At 70.9% G+C, this 16,957-nt stretch carries 12 protein-coding genes; 5 read left to right on the top strand and 7 right to left on the bottom strand.

The features are described 5' to 3' along the window. The first annotated feature begins 27 nt into the window (after positions 1–27). The 3 genes from JI746_RS18565 (at position 28) to JI746_RS18555 (ending at position 4,963) form a co-directional block, all read left to right on the top strand. On the top strand, positions 28–948 hold the full coding sequence (locus JI746_RS18565) for a DMT family transporter (RefSeq protein ID WP_201691740.1): 921 nt from the start codon (positions 28–30) through the stop codon (positions 946–948). Continuing rightward, entirely contained in the window at positions 945–2,921 is a 1,977-nt protein-coding gene (locus JI746_RS18560; protein WP_201691738.1) for an ATP-binding protein, read from the top strand. The genes JI746_RS18565 and JI746_RS18560 overlap by 4 nt, the downstream gene beginning before the upstream one ends. Positions 2,922–3,031: 110 nt before the next feature. Next, positions 3,032–4,963, top strand: coding sequence for a hybrid sensor histidine kinase/response regulator (locus tag JI746_RS18555; protein WP_456239078.1), 1,932 nt, complete (start codon positions 3,032–3,034; stop codon positions 4,961–4,963). Positions 4,964–4,989: 26 nt separating this feature from the next. Here the strand turns inward: JI746_RS18555 and JI746_RS18550 are convergent, their stop codons facing one another. From JI746_RS18550 to JI746_RS18520, 7 genes are all read right to left on the bottom strand, one after another. Beyond that, positions 4,990–6,420, bottom strand: coding sequence for a multicopper oxidase family protein (locus JI746_RS18550; protein ID WP_201691734.1), 1,431 nt, complete (start codon positions 6,418–6,420; stop codon positions 4,990–4,992). Positions 6,421–6,434: 14 nt separating this feature from the next. Beyond that, a complete protein-coding gene (locus tag JI746_RS18545; protein WP_201691728.1) occupies positions 6,435–7,130 on the bottom strand; it encodes an ABC transporter ATP-binding protein in 696 nt (231 codons plus the stop codon). Next, positions 7,127–8,869: a branched-chain amino acid ABC transporter ATP-binding protein/permease gene (locus JI746_RS18540; RefSeq protein ID WP_201691726.1), complete on the bottom strand. Its 1,743-nt coding sequence runs from the start codon at positions 8,867–8,869 to the stop codon at positions 7,127–7,129. The genes JI746_RS18545 and JI746_RS18540 overlap by 4 nt, the downstream gene beginning before the upstream one ends. Next, positions 8,866–9,786 (bottom strand): branched-chain amino acid ABC transporter permease, encoded by a 921-nt coding sequence (locus JI746_RS18535; RefSeq protein ID WP_201691725.1) that lies wholly within the window; start codon positions 9,784–9,786, stop codon positions 8,866–8,868. The genes JI746_RS18540 and JI746_RS18535 overlap by 4 nt, the downstream gene beginning before the upstream one ends. A gap of 118 nt (positions 9,787–9,904) precedes the next feature. Continuing rightward, entirely contained in the window at positions 9,905–11,083 is a 1,179-nt protein-coding gene (locus JI746_RS18530; protein ID WP_201691724.1) for an ABC transporter substrate-binding protein, read from the bottom strand. Between the two features lie 21 nt (positions 11,084–11,104). Beyond that, the gene (locus JI746_RS18525) at positions 11,105–11,776 is read right to left on the bottom strand and encodes an aromatic-ring-hydroxylating dioxygenase subunit beta (RefSeq protein WP_201691723.1); all 672 of its coding nucleotides are present in this window, start codon (positions 11,774–11,776) and stop codon (positions 11,105–11,107) included. A 10-nt stretch (positions 11,777–11,786) separates the two neighbouring features. Continuing rightward, the gene (locus JI746_RS18520) at positions 11,787–13,076 is read right to left on the bottom strand and encodes an aromatic ring-hydroxylating dioxygenase subunit alpha (RefSeq protein WP_201691722.1); all 1,290 of its coding nucleotides are present in this window, start codon (positions 13,074–13,076) and stop codon (positions 11,787–11,789) included. Between the two features lie 126 nt (positions 13,077–13,202). Here JI746_RS18520 and JI746_RS18515 point away from each other — a divergent pair, with 126 nt between their 5' ends. Both JI746_RS18515 and JI746_RS18510 read left to right on the top strand, forming a co-directional pair. After that, on the top strand, positions 13,203–15,356 hold the full coding sequence (locus tag JI746_RS18515; RefSeq protein WP_201691716.1) for a thiamine pyrophosphate-dependent enzyme: 2,154 nt from the start codon (positions 13,203–13,205) through the stop codon (positions 15,354–15,356). A gap of 110 nt (positions 15,357–15,466) precedes the next feature. Beyond that, positions 15,467–16,936, top strand: coding sequence for an indolepyruvate oxidoreductase subunit beta family protein (locus tag JI746_RS18510; RefSeq protein ID WP_236599960.1), 1,470 nt, complete (start codon positions 15,467–15,469; stop codon positions 16,934–16,936). Positions 16,937–16,957 lie beyond the last annotated feature (21 nt).

Here is a 16,957-nt window from a genome sequence, read left to right as displayed (position 1 = left end):
TGACCCGGGCTTGCCACAATGGCGCCCATGCACGCACTGTCGCGCCAGCAGTTCGCCATCCTCGTGGTCCTCACCCTCGTCTGGGGCATCAACTGGCCTGTCATGAAGCTGGGGGTCACCAGCTATCCGCCGCTCACCTTCCGCGCACTCTCGATGTGGCTCGGGCTGCCGGTGCTGGCGCTGGGCATGCGGCTGCTGAAGGTGCCGTTCCGCATCCCGCGCCGGCACTGGCGCGAGCTATTCTGGCTGGCTGTGACCAACATGTTCATCTGGCACGTGTGCATCATCCTGGCGGTGCGCACGCTCTCCAGCGGCCGCGCCGCCATCCTGGGCTACACGATGCCGATCTTTTCGGCCGTCATCGGGGCGCTGTTCTTCGCCACGCCCCTGAGCCGCCGCGGCTGGATCGGCGTGAGCGCCGCCGCCCTCGGCGTTCTCCTGCTGCTCTGGCACGAACTCACGCACCTCGCCGGCCGCCCTTTCGGGGTGGTGCTGGCCCTCGTCTCGGCGGCTTCGTGGGCCCTGGGCACGCAGCAGTTGCGCCGCACGCACCTGCAGGCGCCCGCGCTGGCGATCTCGTTCTGGATGACGGTGCTGACGGCCGTCGTCATGGCGACGCTGGCGGCGCTCTTCGAAGCGGACCAGTGGCGCGCACCGGACCGCAACGCCACGGGCGCCATCCTGTACAACGCCATCCTGATCTTCGGCTTCGCCCACGCGGCGTGGACCTTCCTGGCCAAGGGCCTGCCGGCCGTGGCGTCGACACTCAGCGTGATGCTGATCCCGGTGCTCGGCGTCTTCACCGGCGCCCTCTGGCTCGGCGAAGCCGTGCACTGGCAGGACTGGACGGCGGTGGCGCTCATGATGGTCGCCATCCTCTCGGTGCTCTGGCCGGCATCCATGCCGGCGCCGCGGACGGCCGTATCATCGAACGGCCGAACAGGATGACCGACTCCCAGCCGCCCCTGCCCTCCGAAGAGAGCCTCGCCAGCGCAGCGGGCGCCGCGGCCCTCCTGCGCGCCACCCTGGAGGCCACGGCCGACGGCATCCTGGTCGTGAACCCCCGGTTCGAGATCCTGCTGCGCAACCGGCAGTTCCTGCGCATGTGGAAGATCCCGCAGCGGCTCGCGCAGGCGCAGACTCAGGAGCTGCTGCCCTACATCCGCGACCAGCTCAAGGACCCGGAGCAGTCCATGCGCCAGCTCGACGCGCTGTTCCGCTCGCCCGATGCCGAAGGCTTCGCCGCGATCGAATGCGCCGACGGCCGCGTGTTCGAGCGCTACACCACCGTCATGCAGCTGGAGCACGGCGCCAGCGCACGCGTCCTGAGCTTTCGTGACGTCACCGCCCGGGTGGCGGCCGAACAGGAGGCGCGCGAGGCCAAGGAAGCGGCCGAGACGGCCAACCGCGCCAAGAGCGATTTCCTCGACAACGTGAGCCACGAGATCCGCACGCCGCTCAACGGCGTGCTGGGGCTCACGCGGCTGCTGCTGGCGGAGGGTCTCACGCCGCGCCAGCGCCACTACGTGGAGCTGGCCGATGCCAGCGCGTCCTCGCTGCTGGAGCTGATCGAGGACCTGCTGGACCTGGGCAAGATCGAGTCCGGCCGCATGGAGCTCGAGCCGGCGCCGTTCCGCCTCGACGAGCTGCTCGACGAACTGCATGACCTGTACCGCCTGCGGGCGCAGGAAAGCGAGCTGCGCTTCGTGCTCGAAGTCGATCCCAAGGTGCCGCAGGCGGTGCGCGGAGACGCCGGCCGGCTGCGCCAGATCCTGAACAACCTGCTGTCGAATGCGCTGAAGTTCACCGCGCACGGCGAGTTCGGTCTGATGGTCGGCCGCAGCGTGGTGGGGGCCGCCAGCGGCATGCTGCGCTTCACGGTCTACGACACCGGGATCGGCATTCCCTTCCCGGTGCAGCAGCGCCTGTTCAGCCGCTTCAGCCAGGCGGACCGCGCCACCGGCCGGCGCTATGGCGGCACCGGGCTCGGCCTTGCGATCGTCAAGCAGCTGACGGACATGATGGGCGGCACCATCCTGCTGCAAAGCGAGCCCGGCCGCGGCACCTCGGTGCGCTTCGAGCTGCCGCTGCCGGAGGTCGCCGCCGGGAGCGTTCCTGCGCGCACGCACGTGCAGCAGGCGGCGCCCTCGCCGCCGCCGCCGCGCCCCACGCGCGTGCTGGTGGCCGAGGACAACGAGACCAACCAGGTGGTGGTGCGCGGCCTGCTGGCGCAGGCGGGCTACCACGACGTGACCATCGTGGGCGACGGCGAGCAGGCGGTCGATGCCGCCGCCCTGGCCGACTACGACCTGGTGCTGATGGATTGCCGCATGCCGCGCATGGACGGCTACGAGGCCTCGCGCCAGTTGCGCGCGCAGGGCTTCACCCAGCCGATCATCGCGCTCACCGCCAATGCCGCCGCCGGCGAACGCGAGCGCTGCCTGGCGTGGGGCATGAACGAATACCTCGCCAAGCCGATCGACGCGGCGCGGCTGGCGCAGGTGCTGGCCGAGTGGACCGGGCAACCGGCGCCCGCGAACGTCCAAGCGCCTGCCGCCAAGCCCGCTGCGGCGCCCGCCGCCGACCGCGTGTTCGATCGCGCGCAGGCCCTGGAGCGGCTCGGCGGCGACGAGGAACTGCTGCGCGTGGCGCTGGACGCGTTCGCCGACAACGCGCCGCAGGTGCTGCAATGGGCCCGCACCGCGCTGGCCACCGGCGCGGCCACCGACCTGCGCCGGCACCTCCATTCGCTGGCCGGCTCGGCCTCCATGGTGGGCGGCATCCCGCTGCATCGGCTGGCGAAGGAACTCGAGGGGCAGGCCGAAGCGGGCGCGCTCGAGGAGGCGGGGTCGGGCCTGGAGGAACTCGCGTCGCTGCTCTCGCGCTTCCTGGCCGAGGCCGCCCTTGCCGCCGAAGGTTGAGCGAAAGGTGCTAAGAACGCGGATTACGGTGTAGGACGAGATCCCGTTTACGGCTTGGGCCTGGCGGTTGCGCGGACCCCCCTGCGGATAATGGGCCGGCGCCCATGACCATGCTTGCCGAGTCCCGCCCGGAAAATTCGCTCGAGCAGCGTCTGCAGCTGCTCATCGAAGCGGTCACGGATTACGGGATCTTCATGCTCGATCCCGAGGGCCGCATCGTCTCCTGGAACAGCGGCGCGCAGAAGCTCAAGGGCTACCGGCGCGACGAGATCCTCGGCCAGCACTTCTCCATCTTCTATCCGCCCGAGGCCGTGGACTCGGGCTGGCCCCAGGAGGAACTGCGGCTCGCGCAGCTGCGCGGTCGCTTCGAGGACGAGGGCTGGCGCCTGCGCAAGGACGGCACGCGCTTCTGGGCCAACGTGACCATCACGGCCCTGTACGGCCCGATGGGCGAGCTCACCGGCTTCGCCAAGATCACGCGCGACTTGACGGAACGGCGCCGCCACGAGGACGAACTGCGCGCCAGCGAGGAGCGCTTCCGCCTGCTGGTCGACTCGGTGCAGGACTACGCGATCTTCATGCTCAGCCCCGAGGGCATCGTCGAAAGCTGGAATGCCGGCGCCGAGGCGATCAAGGGCTACCGCGGCGAGGAAATCATCGGCGCCGACTTCCGCACCTTCTACACCCCGGAGGACCGCGCGGCCGGCAAGCCCGAGGCCGCTCTCGGCAAGGCGCTGGAGCAAGGCCGCTTCGAAACCGAAGGCTGGCGCGTGCGCAAGGACGGCAGCCTGTTCTGGGCCAACGTGGTGATCACCGCGGTGCGCGGCCCGGGGGGCGACCTGCGCGGCTTCGCCAAGATCACGCGCGACATGAGCGAGCGCCGGCGCCTGGAGGAACTGGAAGAATCCAGCCGGCGCATGAACGAGTTCCTGGCGATGCTGGCGCACGAACTGCGCAACCCGCTGGCGCCGATCCGCAACGCCGTCACCATCATGCAGCTGGAGACGCTCTCCAGCCCGGTGCTGCGCAACTGCCGCGACGTGATCGACCGGCAGCTCACGCAGGTCACGCGCCTGGTCGACGACCTTCTCGATGTGGGCCGGCTGAGCACCGGCAAGATCAAGCTGCGCAAGGAACTGCTGCGCCTGTCGGACGTCGTGGCGCGCAGCATCGAGACCGTGCGGCCGCTGGTCACGTCGCGGCGCCACACCCTGGACGTGGAGCAGCCGCAGGAGCCGGTGTGGGTCAACGGCGACTCCACCCGGCTGTCGCAGGTGCTGCAGAACCTGCTGGTGAATGCCGCCAAGTACACGCCCGACAACGGCCGCATCGCGCTGAAGGTGCGGGCCGACGAGAGCTTCGCGTACGTGACGGTGCAGGACAACGGCCGCGGCATCGCCGCCGACGACCTGCAGCGGATCTTCCAGCTGTTCGCCCAGGCCGAGACGGCGCAGTCCGCCGCCTCCGAAAGCGGGCTCGGCATCGGCCTGACGCTGGCGCGCTCGCTGGCGGAAATGCACGGCGGCAGCATCGAGGCCGCCAGCGCCGGCCGCGGCCGCGGCAGTACCTTCACGCTGCGCCTGCCGGTGGCCGGCCAGGCCGCGGCGGCGGCCGCGGAGGAGGAACGGCAGGAGGAGGCCGCCGGCGGCCTGCGCGTGCTGGTGATCGACGACAACCGCGACTCCGCCGACAGCGCCAGCGACGTGCTGCGCCTGCTGGGCAACCAGGTCGAGTCGGCCTACGACGGCGAGAACGGCATCCAGGTCGCGCAGCGCTTCCGCCCCCACATGGTCCTGCTCGATCTCGCCATGCCGGGCATGGACGGCTACGAGGTGCGCCGGCGCCTGATCGCCGAGGCCGACGCATCGGCCACCTACCTGGTGGCCATGACGGGCTTCGGCAACGAGGACGACAAGAAGCGCACCCGCGATGCGGGCTTCGATGCGCACCTGACCAAGCCGGTGGAACTCGATGCGCTCATCGCGCTGCTGAACGAGGCGCGCGCGCGCTTCGGCAAGCCGGCCGGCGCCACCAGCTTCTAGCCAGTCGCCCCTGGGTGCCCCGGCTCCTACGAGACGGTGAACTGGCCCATCATGCCGGCGTCCTCGTGTTCGAGGATGTGGCAGTGGTACATGAAGGGCACCGTCGGCCCCGGCTGCGTGAAGTGCACCAGCAGTTCGACCGGCGCGTCGACCAGCACGGTGTCGCGGCGGCCGGCATCCAGCGCATCGGGCGCGCGGCCGTCGCGCCGGATCACCTCGAAGTGAACGCCGTGCATGTGGAAGGGATGGGCCTGGTCCATCATCATCCCGGGCAGCGCCGACACCTCCCAGATCTCCACCGCGCCGAGCTTCACGCGCTGGTCGATGCGCGCCATGTCGAAGGGTCGACCGTCGAAGCCGTGCGGCATGGGCATGCCCTGCATGCCCGGCAGGCCGGACATGCCGTCCATGGCACCACCGTTGCCCATGGTCAGCGTCAGGCGGCGGCGCTGGGTGGCGGCCTCGCGCGGCGGCGACTGCCACTGGGCCAGGCGGGCCGGCAGCGCGTGCGGCCGGCGCTCGCCCGCTGGCGCGAAATGCAGCAGCGGCTGGCGGCCGGCGGTCGTGCGGTTCACCAGCACGGCGGGGCGCGCATCGCCGAAATCGACCAGGAGTTCGGCGCGCTGCCCCGGCGCCAGCGCGATGCGCTGCAGCGCGACCGGTTCGCGCAGCAGTCCGCCCTCGGTGCCTATCCAGTGGAAAGTGCGCCCGTCCTCGAAGGCCAGGTCGTACACCCGCGCGTTCGCACCATTGAGCAGGCGCAGCCGCACCAGCCCCGCCGGCACCGCCGCGCGCGGCTCGCGCACGCCATTCACCAGCATCACGCTGCCCAGCGCGCCGTGCATCAGGGCCATGTGGCCGCGCGGATAGACCAGGTGCTGCTCGCGGTCGAACACGCGGTCCTGCAGGATCAGGGGCAGGTCGTCCACGCCGTAGCGCGAAGGCAGCCCCAGCGCCTGTTCCTCGCGGTCGGTCACGATCAGCATGCCGGCCAGGCCGCCGTACACCTGCAGGCCGGTGCGGCCGTGGGGATGGGGGTGGTACCAGCAGGTCGATGCGCCTTGCTGCACCGGCAGCTCGGCCTTCCAGGTCTGGCCGGCCGCGATCTCGTTGTGCGGCCCGCCGTCCACCGCGGCCGGGATCAGCAGCCCGTGCCAGTGCACCGTGGTCATCTCCGGCAGTTCGTTGCGGACGTTCAGCGTGACCTCGTCGCCGCTCCTCACGCGCAGCGTCGGGCCCAGCAGGTGGCGGTTGTAGCCCGCGGTGGGGCTAGGCTTGCCGGGGAAGAATTCGGTTTCGCCCACGCGGGCCGTGAGCGTCACCGGAGTGCCGGGGCGCAGGTCCTGCAGCGGCGGCACCGGCAGGCTCGGGCGCTCCTGCGCGGCGCTGCGGCCGACGACGGCGCTCAGGCCGGCCAGCGATGCGGCCTGGAGGAAATGCCGGCGGGTACGGCCCATCGCGCGACTCTAATTCAGATGCCCAGGTAGCGGTGCCAGACGGCGCGGTCGGCATCGAGCGCCGCCGACGATCCGTGCCAGACCACCCGGCCCTTTTCCAGGATCACGTGGCGGTCGGCCAGCCCGAGCAGGCGCTGCACGTACTTGTCGATCACGATCATGGCGTGCCCGGCCTCGCGCAGCACACCCAGCACGTGCCAGATCTCCTCGCGCACCAGGGGCGCCAGGCCCTCGGTGGCTTCGTCCAGGATCAGCAGGCGCGGATTGGTGGCCAGCGCGCGCGCCATGGCCAGCATCTGCTGCTCGCCGCCCGAGAGCTGGTTGCCCAGGTGGCCGCGGCGCCGGGCCAGCGCCGGCAGCAGGTCGAACAGCTGCGCCGGCGTCCAGCGGCCGGGCCGCGCGAAGGCCGTGAGGTGCTCCTGCACCGTGAGGTTGGGAAAGAGCTGCCGCCCCTCGGGCACCAGGGCGATGCCCAGCCGCGCGACCTGGTGCGGCTTCAGGCCGGTGAGCGCCTGGCCGCCGAACTCCACCCGGCCCTGCAGCGTCGGCAGCAGGCCCATCACCGTGCGCACGAGGGTGGTCTTGCCCATGCCGTTGCGACCGAGCAGGCCGAGGATCTCGCCGCCGCGCAGGTCGAGGTCGACGTCGAACAGGACCTGGCTGCGCCCGTAGCCGGCGCAGAGGCGGCGCACGGCAAGATCCGCGTTCACGCCACCACCTCGTCGCCCAGGTAGGCCGCAACCACGCCGGGATCCGCGCGCACCGCCTCCGGCGGGCCGCTCGCGACGACGGCGCCGGCCACCAGCACCGAGACCCGTCCGGCGAGCCGGAACACCGCCTGCACGTCGTGCTCGATCAGCAGCACGGCGCATTCGCCGCGCAGGCCGGCGATCAGTTCGGTCATGGCGCGCGACTCCTCCGGGCCCATGCCGGCCAGCGGTTCGTCCAGCAGCACCAGGCGGGGCTGGCTCGCCAGCGTGAGGCCCACCTCCAGCGCGCGCTGTTCGCCGTGGGAAAGCTGGTCGACCCCGGCGTACCCGCGGTCCGCCAGCCCGACGCGGGCCAGGACGTCCTCGACCGGCCGGCCGCCGGCGCCGCGCGCCTGCACCGCGAAGGCGACGTGCTCGGCCACCGTGAGGCTGCGGAACAGGCGCGTGATCTGGAACGAGCGCACCAGGCCGGCGCGCGCGCGCTGGTGCATGCGCAAGTGGCTGATGTCGCGCCCGGCCAGGGACACGCTGCCGGCGTCGCTGGCCAGTTCGCCGGCGAGCTGCGCGACCAGCGTCGTCTTGCCGGCGCCGTTGGGGCCGATCAGGGCGTGGATCTCGCCGGCCTGCACGTCGAGGTCGACGCCGTCGGTGACGACGAGCGAGCCGAAGGATTTGCGCAGGCCACGGATGTCCAGCAGGGGACCATCGGCGCTTTCGTAGGCTGGTGGTGACCGCGCGCAACGCGCGCCGGGAACCCCAGCGCTTCGCGCATCGCTGGGGTTTCGCTGTCGCTCCACCGCCAGCCTACGCTCCCCCTCCGCCGCGAACAAGCCCGCCAGCCCCCTCCGCGCGAACAGCACCGCCGCCAGCAGCACCAGCCCGGTCCAGAACTCCCAGTGCTCGGTCCAGGCGCCGAGCGCCTCCTCCAGCAGCAGCAGCGCCACGGCACCGGCGACGCCGCCCCACAGCGTGCCGGCGCCGCCCAGGATCACCATGACCAGCAGCGTCCCCGATTGCGTCCAGTGCAGGTTGGAGGGGCTGACGTAGCCCTGCAGGTTGGCGCCCAGCGCACCGGCGAGGCCCGCCACCACGCCCGCCACGACGAAGATCGCGAGCTTCCAGCGGTAGGTGGGCAGCCCCAGCGCCTCGGCCCGCAGTTCGTCGTCGCGCAGCGCCCGCACCGCCAGCCCGATGCGCGAGCGGGCCAGACGCCACAGCGCGAGCAGGCACAGCGCCAGCGCCGCCAGGGCCGTGTAGTACAGCGTGGGGCCGTCGTGCAGGTCGGCACCGGAGGGCAGCCGCACGCGCGAGCGGATCCGCAGGCCTTCGTCGCCGCCCCAGCCCTTGATCGAGTTGGCCAGGTAGAACAGCATCTGCGCGAAGGCCAGCGTGATCATGATGAAGTACACGCCGCGGGTTCGCAGCGAAATCGCGCCGATCACGAGGGCGGCGCACGCGGTCACGGCGACGGTGACCGCCAGGTGCAGCGCCAGGCCCTGCTGCCCCTCCGAGAGCAGCAACCCGCTCGCGTACGCGCCCAATCCCATGAAGGCCGCGTGCCCCAGCGACACCATGCCGGCGTAACCGAGCAGCAGGTTGAGGCTGGTCGCCGCGATCGCGAACACCAGGATGCGCGTCGCGAGGCTGAGGTAGAAATCCATGCCCACGGCGCGCAGCAGCCAGGGCATCGCCAGGGCCGCCACCAGGGCCAGGGCCGTGGCGATCCGCGCCGGCCTCATCGGCCCCGCACCGGCAGCAGCCCCTGCGGTCGCCACACCAGGACCGCCGCCATCAGCACGTACACGGCGACCGAGGCCAGCGCCGGACCCGCGGCGCTGGACCACTGCGGCGGCAGCGTTTCGCGCAGCGCCTGCTGCAGCAGCGTGCGCCCCAGCGTGTCGACCAGCCCCACCAGCAGCGCGCCGACCAGCGCCCCGCGCATCGAGCCGATGCCGCCGATCACCACCACGACGAAGGCCGGGATCAGAATCGTCTCGCCCATGCCGACCTGCACCGCCAGCAGCGGGCCGAGCAGCGCGCCCGCCACGGCGCACAGGGCCGCACCGAGCCCGAACACCGCCGTGAACAGCGTGGGCACGTCCACGCCCATGGCGCTGCTCATCTCGCGGTTGGAGGCGCCGGCCCGCACCAGCGCGCCCAGGCGCGTGCGCTGCACCAGCAGGTACAGGGCCAGCGCGAGCACCAGGCCGGTGGCGATGATCACCAGCCGCCACGCCGGGTACTGGAAGCCGAGCGGCAGCATCACGGGATGGTCGAACGCTGCCGGCACGGAGAGCGGCCGGTCGGTGCCGAACACCATGCGCACGCCGTCGTTCAGGATCAGGATCAGGGCGAAGGTGGCGAGCACCTGCGAGAGGTGGTCGCGCAGGTAGAGGCTGCGCAGCACCGCCACCTCCAGCAGCATCGCGGCCAGGGCCGTGAGCACGACGGCGCCGAGCAGGCCGAGCCAGAACGATCCGGCGAGCTGCGTGATCCACGCGGCGAGGAAGGCTCCCACCATGTACAGCGAGCCGTGGGCGAGGTTGATCATGTCCATCACGCCGAACACGATCGTCAGGCCCGCGGCCAGCAGGAACAGCATCAGGCCGTATTGCAGGCCGTTGAGGAGTTGTTCGAGGAAGAGGGTCAGGCCCATGGCGGCTACCCCGCCACGCCGTCATCCCCGCGCAGGCGGGGATCCAGGGCACGCACGCAGCGCGTGCACGAGGGCGCCCTGGGTCCCCGCCTGCGCGGGGACGACGCATGGGCGCGCCTCACCGAGGCATCTTGCACTGCTGCGCGTAGGCGTCGCCGTGGTCCTTCAGGATCGGTTCGTTGAAGGACTTGTTCACCAGCCCGCCCTTGCCGTCGCTGCCGACCGTGCGCACGTAGTAGTTCTGGATCGGGTACTGGTTGGTGTTGAACTTGAAGGCGCCGCGCACCGACTCGAAGTGCGCCGCCCGCAGCGCCGCGCGCACGGCCTGCTTGTCCTCCAGCTTGCCCTTGGTGTCGCGCACGGCGGCGTCGATCAGCCGCGCCGTGTCGTAGCCCTGGGACGCATAGAGCGTCGGCGTGCGCTTGTATTCCTTCTCGAACTCGGCGACGAACTTGCGGTTCGCGGCATTGGCCAGGTCGGGCGACCAGTGCGCCGTGTTGAACAGGCCCGCCATCGGCGTGCCGACGGCGCCGATCACGTCCTGGTCGGCGCTGAAGCCGGGCAGCAGCAGCATGATGTCCCTGGACAGGCCGGCGGCAACGAACTGCTTGATGAAGTTGATGCCCATGCCGCCGGGCAGGAAGATGTACAGCGCCTGCGGCTTGGCAGCGCGGATCTCCGCTAGCTCCGGCGCGTAATCGAGCTGCCCCAGCTTGGTGTAGACCTCGCCCGCCACCTGGCCCTTGAAGGTGCGCTTGAAGCCGCCCAGCGAGTCCTTGCCGGCCTGGTAGTTCGGCGCTACCAGATAGACGTTCTTCAGCCCGCGCTGGTTCGCGAACGCGCCGGCCGCCTCGTGGTAGGCGTCGTTGGGCCAGCTCACGGCGAAGAACAGCGGATTGCATTCCTTGCCCGCCATCGGCGAGGGCGCCGCGTTGGGACTGAGGTAGATCACCTGGTTGTCGATCGCCTCGGGCAGTGCCGCCAGCATGATGTTGGAGAACACCACGCCGGTCATGAAGTCGACCTTGTCGCGCTTGACGTTGCGCTCGAACAGCTGCCGCGCCACGTCGGGCTTGAACTGGTCGTCGCTCACCAGCACGTCGGCGGGCAGGCCACCGAGCTTGCCGCCATTGAGCTTCACGGCCAGCAGGAAGCCGTCGCGGATGTCGACGCCGAGTGCCGCCGACGGGCCGGACAGGGTGCTGACGAATCCGACCTTGACCTTGTCGGCGGCCTGCGCACACAACGCAGTAGCCGCCAGGGCGCAGGCGAGGACGAGGGGACGCAGGACATCCATGGCGCGGCTCCTTGGAACGGTTCAGACCCAGATCTGCAGGACGTAGTCGTAGCTCGCCTGGCTGTTGAACAGGTCGACGCGCTGCAGCCGGATGCGCAGGTGGCCAGCCCCGTCGCGCACCAGCGTGTGCCGGTAGCTGCCGCCGAAGTGGCGGATCTGGTCGCGCCGCAGCTCCATCAGGTGGAAGCGCGATCGCACCTGCACCTGCTGCCCGTCGGCCGACTCGATGCTCACGTGGCTCACGAGGTGGTTGGTGGCCCACTGCGGCGCCTGCGACCAGGCGTTGGGATGCGTGACCCGGCCCTTGCGGATCTCCATCATCAGCTTGTCCTCGGCGAAGATCGAGGGCGAGCCTTCCCAGTCGGTCTGCTCCGGCGCGATCGGCATCCAGTACACGCCGGCCTCGTCGAACAGGTCGATCCAGGCCTGCCATTGCTTGCCATCGAGCAGTTCGGCCTGGGCGTAGAGGAACTGCTCCACCTCGCGCTGCAGGTCCAGGCCGGTGGCCGTGCCCATGCGCAGCGCGGTCTCGATGGGACGCACTGCGCCGGCCTGCGGCGCGCGCGGCGAGTGGTCCGGCTCGATGGCCTGCGCGCCGGTGGGCACCGCGGCGTCGCCGGCGATCACCACGTCCTGCGCCAGCAGGTGCTCGAAGTCGGGACCGGCGTTGGGGATCGCACGGCTATCGCTCATCGCTCGCTCCTCATTCCGCCATGTAGCGCGCCCAGGCGCGGAACTGGTTGCGCATGACGGCCTCGGATGTGCCGTGGTTCGAATACGTGATGCCGTTCTCCTCGCGGTCGTCGCCGTACCAGCGGTGGAAGCTCACCCAGTCCAGGCCCTTGGACTGCAGGCCCCACTGGCCCTTGGTCCAGTTCTCCAGGTCGTCGGCATTGATCATCGTGGCCGGCGAGTTGACCAGGTTGAAGTACCAGAGGCTGCGGCGGTAGATCGCCTCGGGCGCACCCTTGAGGCGGAAGTGCCAGATCTCCGACAGCGTCTTGTCGGGGGAGATCGGCCGCAGGCAGCGCAGCTGCTGCAGCGGACTCTGCACCGAGAGGTAGGGGTACACCAGCACGTGGTGGATGCTGCGCGAGAGGTACTCCTCCATCTTCTCCTTGCCGTACGCCTGCTCCAGCAGCGCCTCGTGGGCCTTGGTGTCGGGGTCCTGCGGCCGCAGGCCCATGTAGGCCTTCAGGATGCCGTGGCCGCGCGGGAAGTTGATGGTCTGGACGTTGTCCCACTGCTCGAAGCTGGACGCGAAGGCCGACAGGTAGTGGTAGTACAGGGGCGCCGCGCCGCGTTCCGCCTTCAGGCGCCGCTCGACCCGGCCGGCGGCGATGCCGGTGGACTGGTGCGTGACCGAAGGATGCAGCGCATCGAGCTGGTTCTCCATGAAGAACTTCCAGTTCGACTGCTGGACCACGCGATGGCAGTACGGCACGACCTCCACCTCGCCTTCGGGCGAGCGGTCGCACATGTCGTCGAAGGCGACCTTCGCCTCGCCGAGGAATTCGGACAGCGAAGGCCCTTCTGCCGCCAGGCTCGCGAACACGAAGCCGCGGTAGCTGTCGACACGCGCCGCGCGCCGCATCGAGCAGTCGGGGTTGTCGCGGGTCATGCGCGTGTTCTCGTAGCCCTGCGCCAGCGGGATGGCGCGCACGCTGCCATCGAGGTGGAAGCTCCACGCGTGGTAGGAGCAGACCAGGGCGCTGCCGGTGTTGCCGCACTGGTTGCCCACCACCTGCACGCCCCGGTGCGGGCAGCGGTTGTAAAGCACCTGGATGCTGCCGTCCTTCTGCCGCACCATGATCATCGGTTGGCGGCCGATCGTGATGGCGTGGTAGTCGCCCGGCGCCTTGACCTGGGACGCGTGCCCGCAGTAGACCCAGATGCGCTCGAAGATCTTCTCCATCTCCGCGTCGAAGATCGCCTGGTCCGTGTAGACGCTGCGGTGGACGCGATCGGGTTCGACGAGGTGGGCAACGTTCATCGGGGCAATCCTGCTGCGAAGGGCCGAGAGTGCGCAGGCTGCTCTCGCGGCCCCCGCGCCAGCAAGCGGACAAACCCTGAACCCCTGCGCAGCGCGGGGTGCGCGCCGATTCCGTACAGTGCCGCGATGGCAGAACGATCGTTCACGCAGGAGGTGCAGCAGCTGCGCCTGGGCAGCGGCGAGGAATTTCGCGGCGAGGGCATCCTCGCCGTGACCAAGGCGCTGCTGCAGTCCGGCGTCTCCTACGTCGCCGGCTACCAGGGCGCGCCGATCTCGCACCTGATGGACGTGCTGACCGACGCGCGCGACATCCTGGGCGAGCTGGGCATCCGCTTCGAGCACAGCGCCTCCGAGGCCGCGGCCGCGGCGACGCTCGCCGCCTCCGTCAACTATCCCTTGCGCGGCGCGGTCACCTTCAAGTCCACGGTCGGGACGAACGTGGCCTCGGACGCGCTCGCCAACCTCGCCTCGGGCGGCGTCACCGGCGGCGCGCTGCTGATCGTGGGCGAGGACTACGGCGAAGGCTCCAGCATCATGCAGGAGCGCTCGCATGCCTTCGCCATGAAGTCGCAGGTGTGGCTGCTCGATCCGCGGCCCAACCTGCCCAGCATCGTGCGGGCGGTGGAACAGGGCTTCGCACTGTCGGAGGCGAGCCGCACGCCGGTGATGCTGGAACTGCGCATCCGCGCGTGCCACGTGCACGGCAGCTTCACGGCGCGCGACAACGTGCGGCCGGAGTTCACCCTGAAGGACGCGCTGGAACAGCCGCGGCGCGACACCGGCCGCATCGCCCTGCCGCCGGCGACCTACACGCACGAACAGGAGAAGGTCCGCGAGCGCTGGCCGGCGGCGGTGCGCTTCATCGAGGAGCACGGGCTCAACGAGTTCTTCGCATCCGACGCGCGCGATGTCGGCATCGTGCTGCAGGGCGGCATGTACAACGCCGTGGTGCGCGCGCTGCAACTGCTCGGGCTGTGCGATCCCTTCGGCGCCACGCAGGTGCCGCTGTACGTGCTGAACGTGACCTACCCGCTGGTGGATGCGCAGCTGCTGCGTTTCTGCGCGGGCAAGCGCGCGGTCCTGCTGGTGGAGGAAGGGCAGCCCGACTTCATCGAGCAGGCGGTCAACGCGATCCTGCGCAAGGCGGGCGTGGCCACGCGCGTGCACGGCAAGGACGTGCTGCCGATGGCCGGCGAGTACACCGGCGGCGTGGTGCTGCAGGGCGTGCGCGGCTTCCTCGCGCAGGTGGCGCCCGAACTGCTGCCGGCACCCGCCGCCGCCGCGCCGATGGATGCGGCCTCGGCCAGGGCGATCGAGCAGGCCGTGGCGCAGGTGCACGGCCGCCCGCCCTCCTTCTGCACCGGCTGCCCGGAGCGGCCGATCTTCACCGCGCTCAAGCTGGTGGAGCGCGAGCTGGGCTCGCACCACGTGAGCTGCGACATCGGCTGCCACCTGTTCTCCATCCTGCCGCCGTTCGAGATCGGCGCGACCACCATGGGCTACGGCCTCGGCTGGGCCGGAGCTTCGGCCTTCAACACGCCCGAAACGCCCAGGCGCGCGCTGGCCGTGATGGGCGACGGCGGCTTCTGGCACAACGGCCTGACCAGCGGCGTCGGCAACGCGGTGTTCAACAAGACCGACAACGTGCTGCTGGTGGTCGACAACGGCTATTCGGCCGCCACCGGCGGGCAGGACCTGCTGTCGTCGCAGGCGAACAACCCGATCCGCAGCACGCAGCACCCCATCGAGCGCGCGGTGCGCGGCGTGGGCGTGGACTGGGTGCGGACCGTCGGCCACACCTACAGCCTGGACAAGATGCGCGGCGCCTTGCGCGAGGCGCTCACCACGCGCGCGCAGGGCCCGAAGGTGATCGTGGCCTCGTCGGAATGCATGCTGAACCGGCAGCGGCGCGTGCGCCCGCTGGCCAGGCAGGCGATCGCCCGCGGCGAGCGGGTGGTGCGCGAGCGCTTCGGCGTCGATCCCGACACCTGCACCGGCGACCACTCGTGCATCCGCCTTTCCGGCTGCCCTTCGCTCACGATCCGGCCCAATCCGGACCCGCTGCGCACCGATCCCGTGGCGGCGGTGATCGACAGCTGCGTGGGCTGCGGGCTGTGCGGCGAGGCGGCCGATGCGGCGGTGCTGTGCCCTTCGTTCTATCGCGCTTCGATCGTCAACAACCCGGGCCGCTGGGATCGCTTCAAGCAGCGCGTGCGCGGCGCCGTGATCGGCTGGCTGCAGTCGCGCATCGAGCGGCGGCTGGAAGGACTCGCGGCATGAGCGCCAGACCCGTCATTCCCGCGGGGTCCGGCACTCCCGCGGGATCCGTCATTCCCGCGCAGGCGGGAATCCAGAACGCGCCGCGCGCGATCAGCATCGCCCTGCTCGCCATGGGCGGCGAAGGCGGCGGGGTGCTGGCCGACTGGCTGGTGGACCTGGCGGAGCACAACGGCTTCGTGGCGCAGGCCACCTCGGTGCCGGGCGTGGCCCAGCGCACCGGCGCCACGCTCTATTACATCGAGATGTTCCCGCGCGACGCGGTGCCGCCGGGCGCGCAGCCGGTGCTCGCGCTCGCACCCGTGCCCGGCGAGGTCGACGTGGTGATCGCTTCCGAGCTGATGGAAGCCGGGCGGGCGCTGCAGCGGGGATTGGTGACGCCCGCCCGGACCACGCTGGTCGCGTCGACGCATCGCGTGTACTCGATGACGGAGCGCACGGCGATGGGCGATGGCCGTGTCGATGCGGACAAGTTGCTGCAAGGGGCGCGGGCGGCAGCGAGGCGCTTCGTGCAGGCGGATTTCGCGCAACTGGCGGAGCAGGCCGGGGCGCCCATCACGCCGGCCTTGTGCGGCGCGCTGGCGGCTTCGGGGGCGATGCCGTTCACGCGCGAGCAGTTCGAGGAGACGATCCGGCGCGGCGGGGTGGGGGTGGAGGGGAGTTTGCGGGCGTTCGCGGCGGGGTTCGATGCGGGACTGGATTCCCGCCTGCGCGGGAATGACGGGAAAGGGCGCGGGAAGGACGGAGACGGGGGCGGGAAGAGCGAAGCCGTGGCCACCCGCCTCGGCCCGCGCCTCGCTGACCTCGAGACACGCATCACGGCGGAATTTCCCGCCAGCGCACACGCCATCCTGCGCGCGGGCGTTCTGCGCCTGGCGGACTACCAGGATCCGCCGTACGCCGCGCAGTACCTGGACCGCCTGGCCGCGCTGCGCGACGCCGCGCCGGAGCTCCTGCAGGACACCGCCCGCCACCTCGCACTCTGGATGAGTTACGAGGACGCGATCCGCGTTGCCGACCTCAAGACGCGGCGCAGCCGCTTCGCCCGCGTGGCCTCCGAAGTGCGCCTCGACGGGAAGCAGGTCCTCGAGATCGGCGAGTTCATGCATCCGCGGCTGCAGGAGATCGCGGACATCCTGCCGGCCGGCGTCGGCCGCTGGCTGCTGTCCTCGCCCTTCGCGCGCGGGGTGGTGCAGCCGTTCACCCGCAAGGGCCGGGTCGTGCGCACCAGCACGCTTTCGGGCTACCTGCTGCTGTACGCGATCGCGGCGCTGCGCCCGCTGCGTCCGCGCTCGCTGCGCTTCCAGCAGGAACAGGAGCGCATCGCCCAGTGGCTCGCCCACATCCAGCGCCTGGCCGGCACGCAGCCCGCACTCGCGCTCGAAGTCGCGCGCGCCCAGCGCCTGGTGAAGGGCTATGGCGACACCCACGCGCGCGGCTGGGCGAGCTTCGAGCGCCTGATGGCGACGCTGCCGCGCCTGGAGTCCAGCGCCGATGCCGGCGCGCGAATGCGCAACCTGGCCCAGGCCGCGCTGGCGGACGAAAGCGGTGCCGCGCTCGAACGCGAACTCGCGTCTCTCTGAATTGACCCGCGCGGCCCCTCC

The sequence above is a fragment of the Ramlibacter alkalitolerans genome, assembly GCF_016722765.1.
GTDB classification, from domain to species: Bacteria; Pseudomonadota; Gammaproteobacteria; order Burkholderiales; family Burkholderiaceae_C; genus Ramlibacter; species Ramlibacter alkalitolerans.
Note: the sequence above shows the minus strand (reverse complement) of the source record. Positions and strands in the feature narration are given on the sequence as shown.

Excerpts from the sequence above, each read along its gene's own strand:
- JI746_RS18565 (WP_201691740.1), top strand. The coding sequence starts at position 28 with ATGCACGCACTGTCGCGCCAGCAGTTCGCCATCCTCGTGGTCCTCACC.
- JI746_RS18560 (WP_201691738.1), top strand. The coding sequence starts at position 945 with ATGACCGACTCCCAGCCGCCCCTGCCCTCCGAAGAGAGCCTCGCCAGC.
- JI746_RS18555 (WP_456239078.1), top strand. The coding sequence starts at position 3,032 with ATGCTTGCCGAGTCCCGCCCGGAAAATTCGCTCGAGCAGCGTCTGCAG.
- JI746_RS18550 (WP_201691734.1), bottom strand. The coding sequence starts at position 6,420 with ATGGGCCGTACCCGCCGGCATTTCCTCCAGGCCGCATCGCTGGCCGGC.
- JI746_RS18540 (WP_201691726.1), bottom strand. The coding sequence starts at position 8,869 with ATGAGGCCGGCGCGGATCGCCACGGCCCTGGCCCTGGTGGCGGCCCTG.
- JI746_RS18535 (WP_201691725.1), bottom strand. The coding sequence starts at position 9,786 with ATGGGCCTGACCCTCTTCCTCGAACAACTCCTCAACGGCCTGCAATAC.
- JI746_RS18530 (WP_201691724.1), bottom strand. The coding sequence starts at position 11,083 with ATGGATGTCCTGCGTCCCCTCGTCCTCGCCTGCGCCCTGGCGGCTACT.
- JI746_RS18525 (WP_201691723.1), bottom strand. The coding sequence starts at position 11,776 with ATGAGCGATAGCCGTGCGATCCCCAACGCCGGTCCCGACTTCGAGCAC.
- JI746_RS18520 (WP_201691722.1), bottom strand. The coding sequence starts at position 13,076 with ATGAACGTTGCCCACCTCGTCGAACCCGATCGCGTCCACCGCAGCGTC.
- JI746_RS18515 (WP_201691716.1), top strand. The coding sequence starts at position 13,203 with ATGGCAGAACGATCGTTCACGCAGGAGGTGCAGCAGCTGCGCCTGGGC.
- JI746_RS18510 (WP_236599960.1), top strand. The coding sequence starts at position 15,467 with ATGGGCGGCGAAGGCGGCGGGGTGCTGGCCGACTGGCTGGTGGACCTG.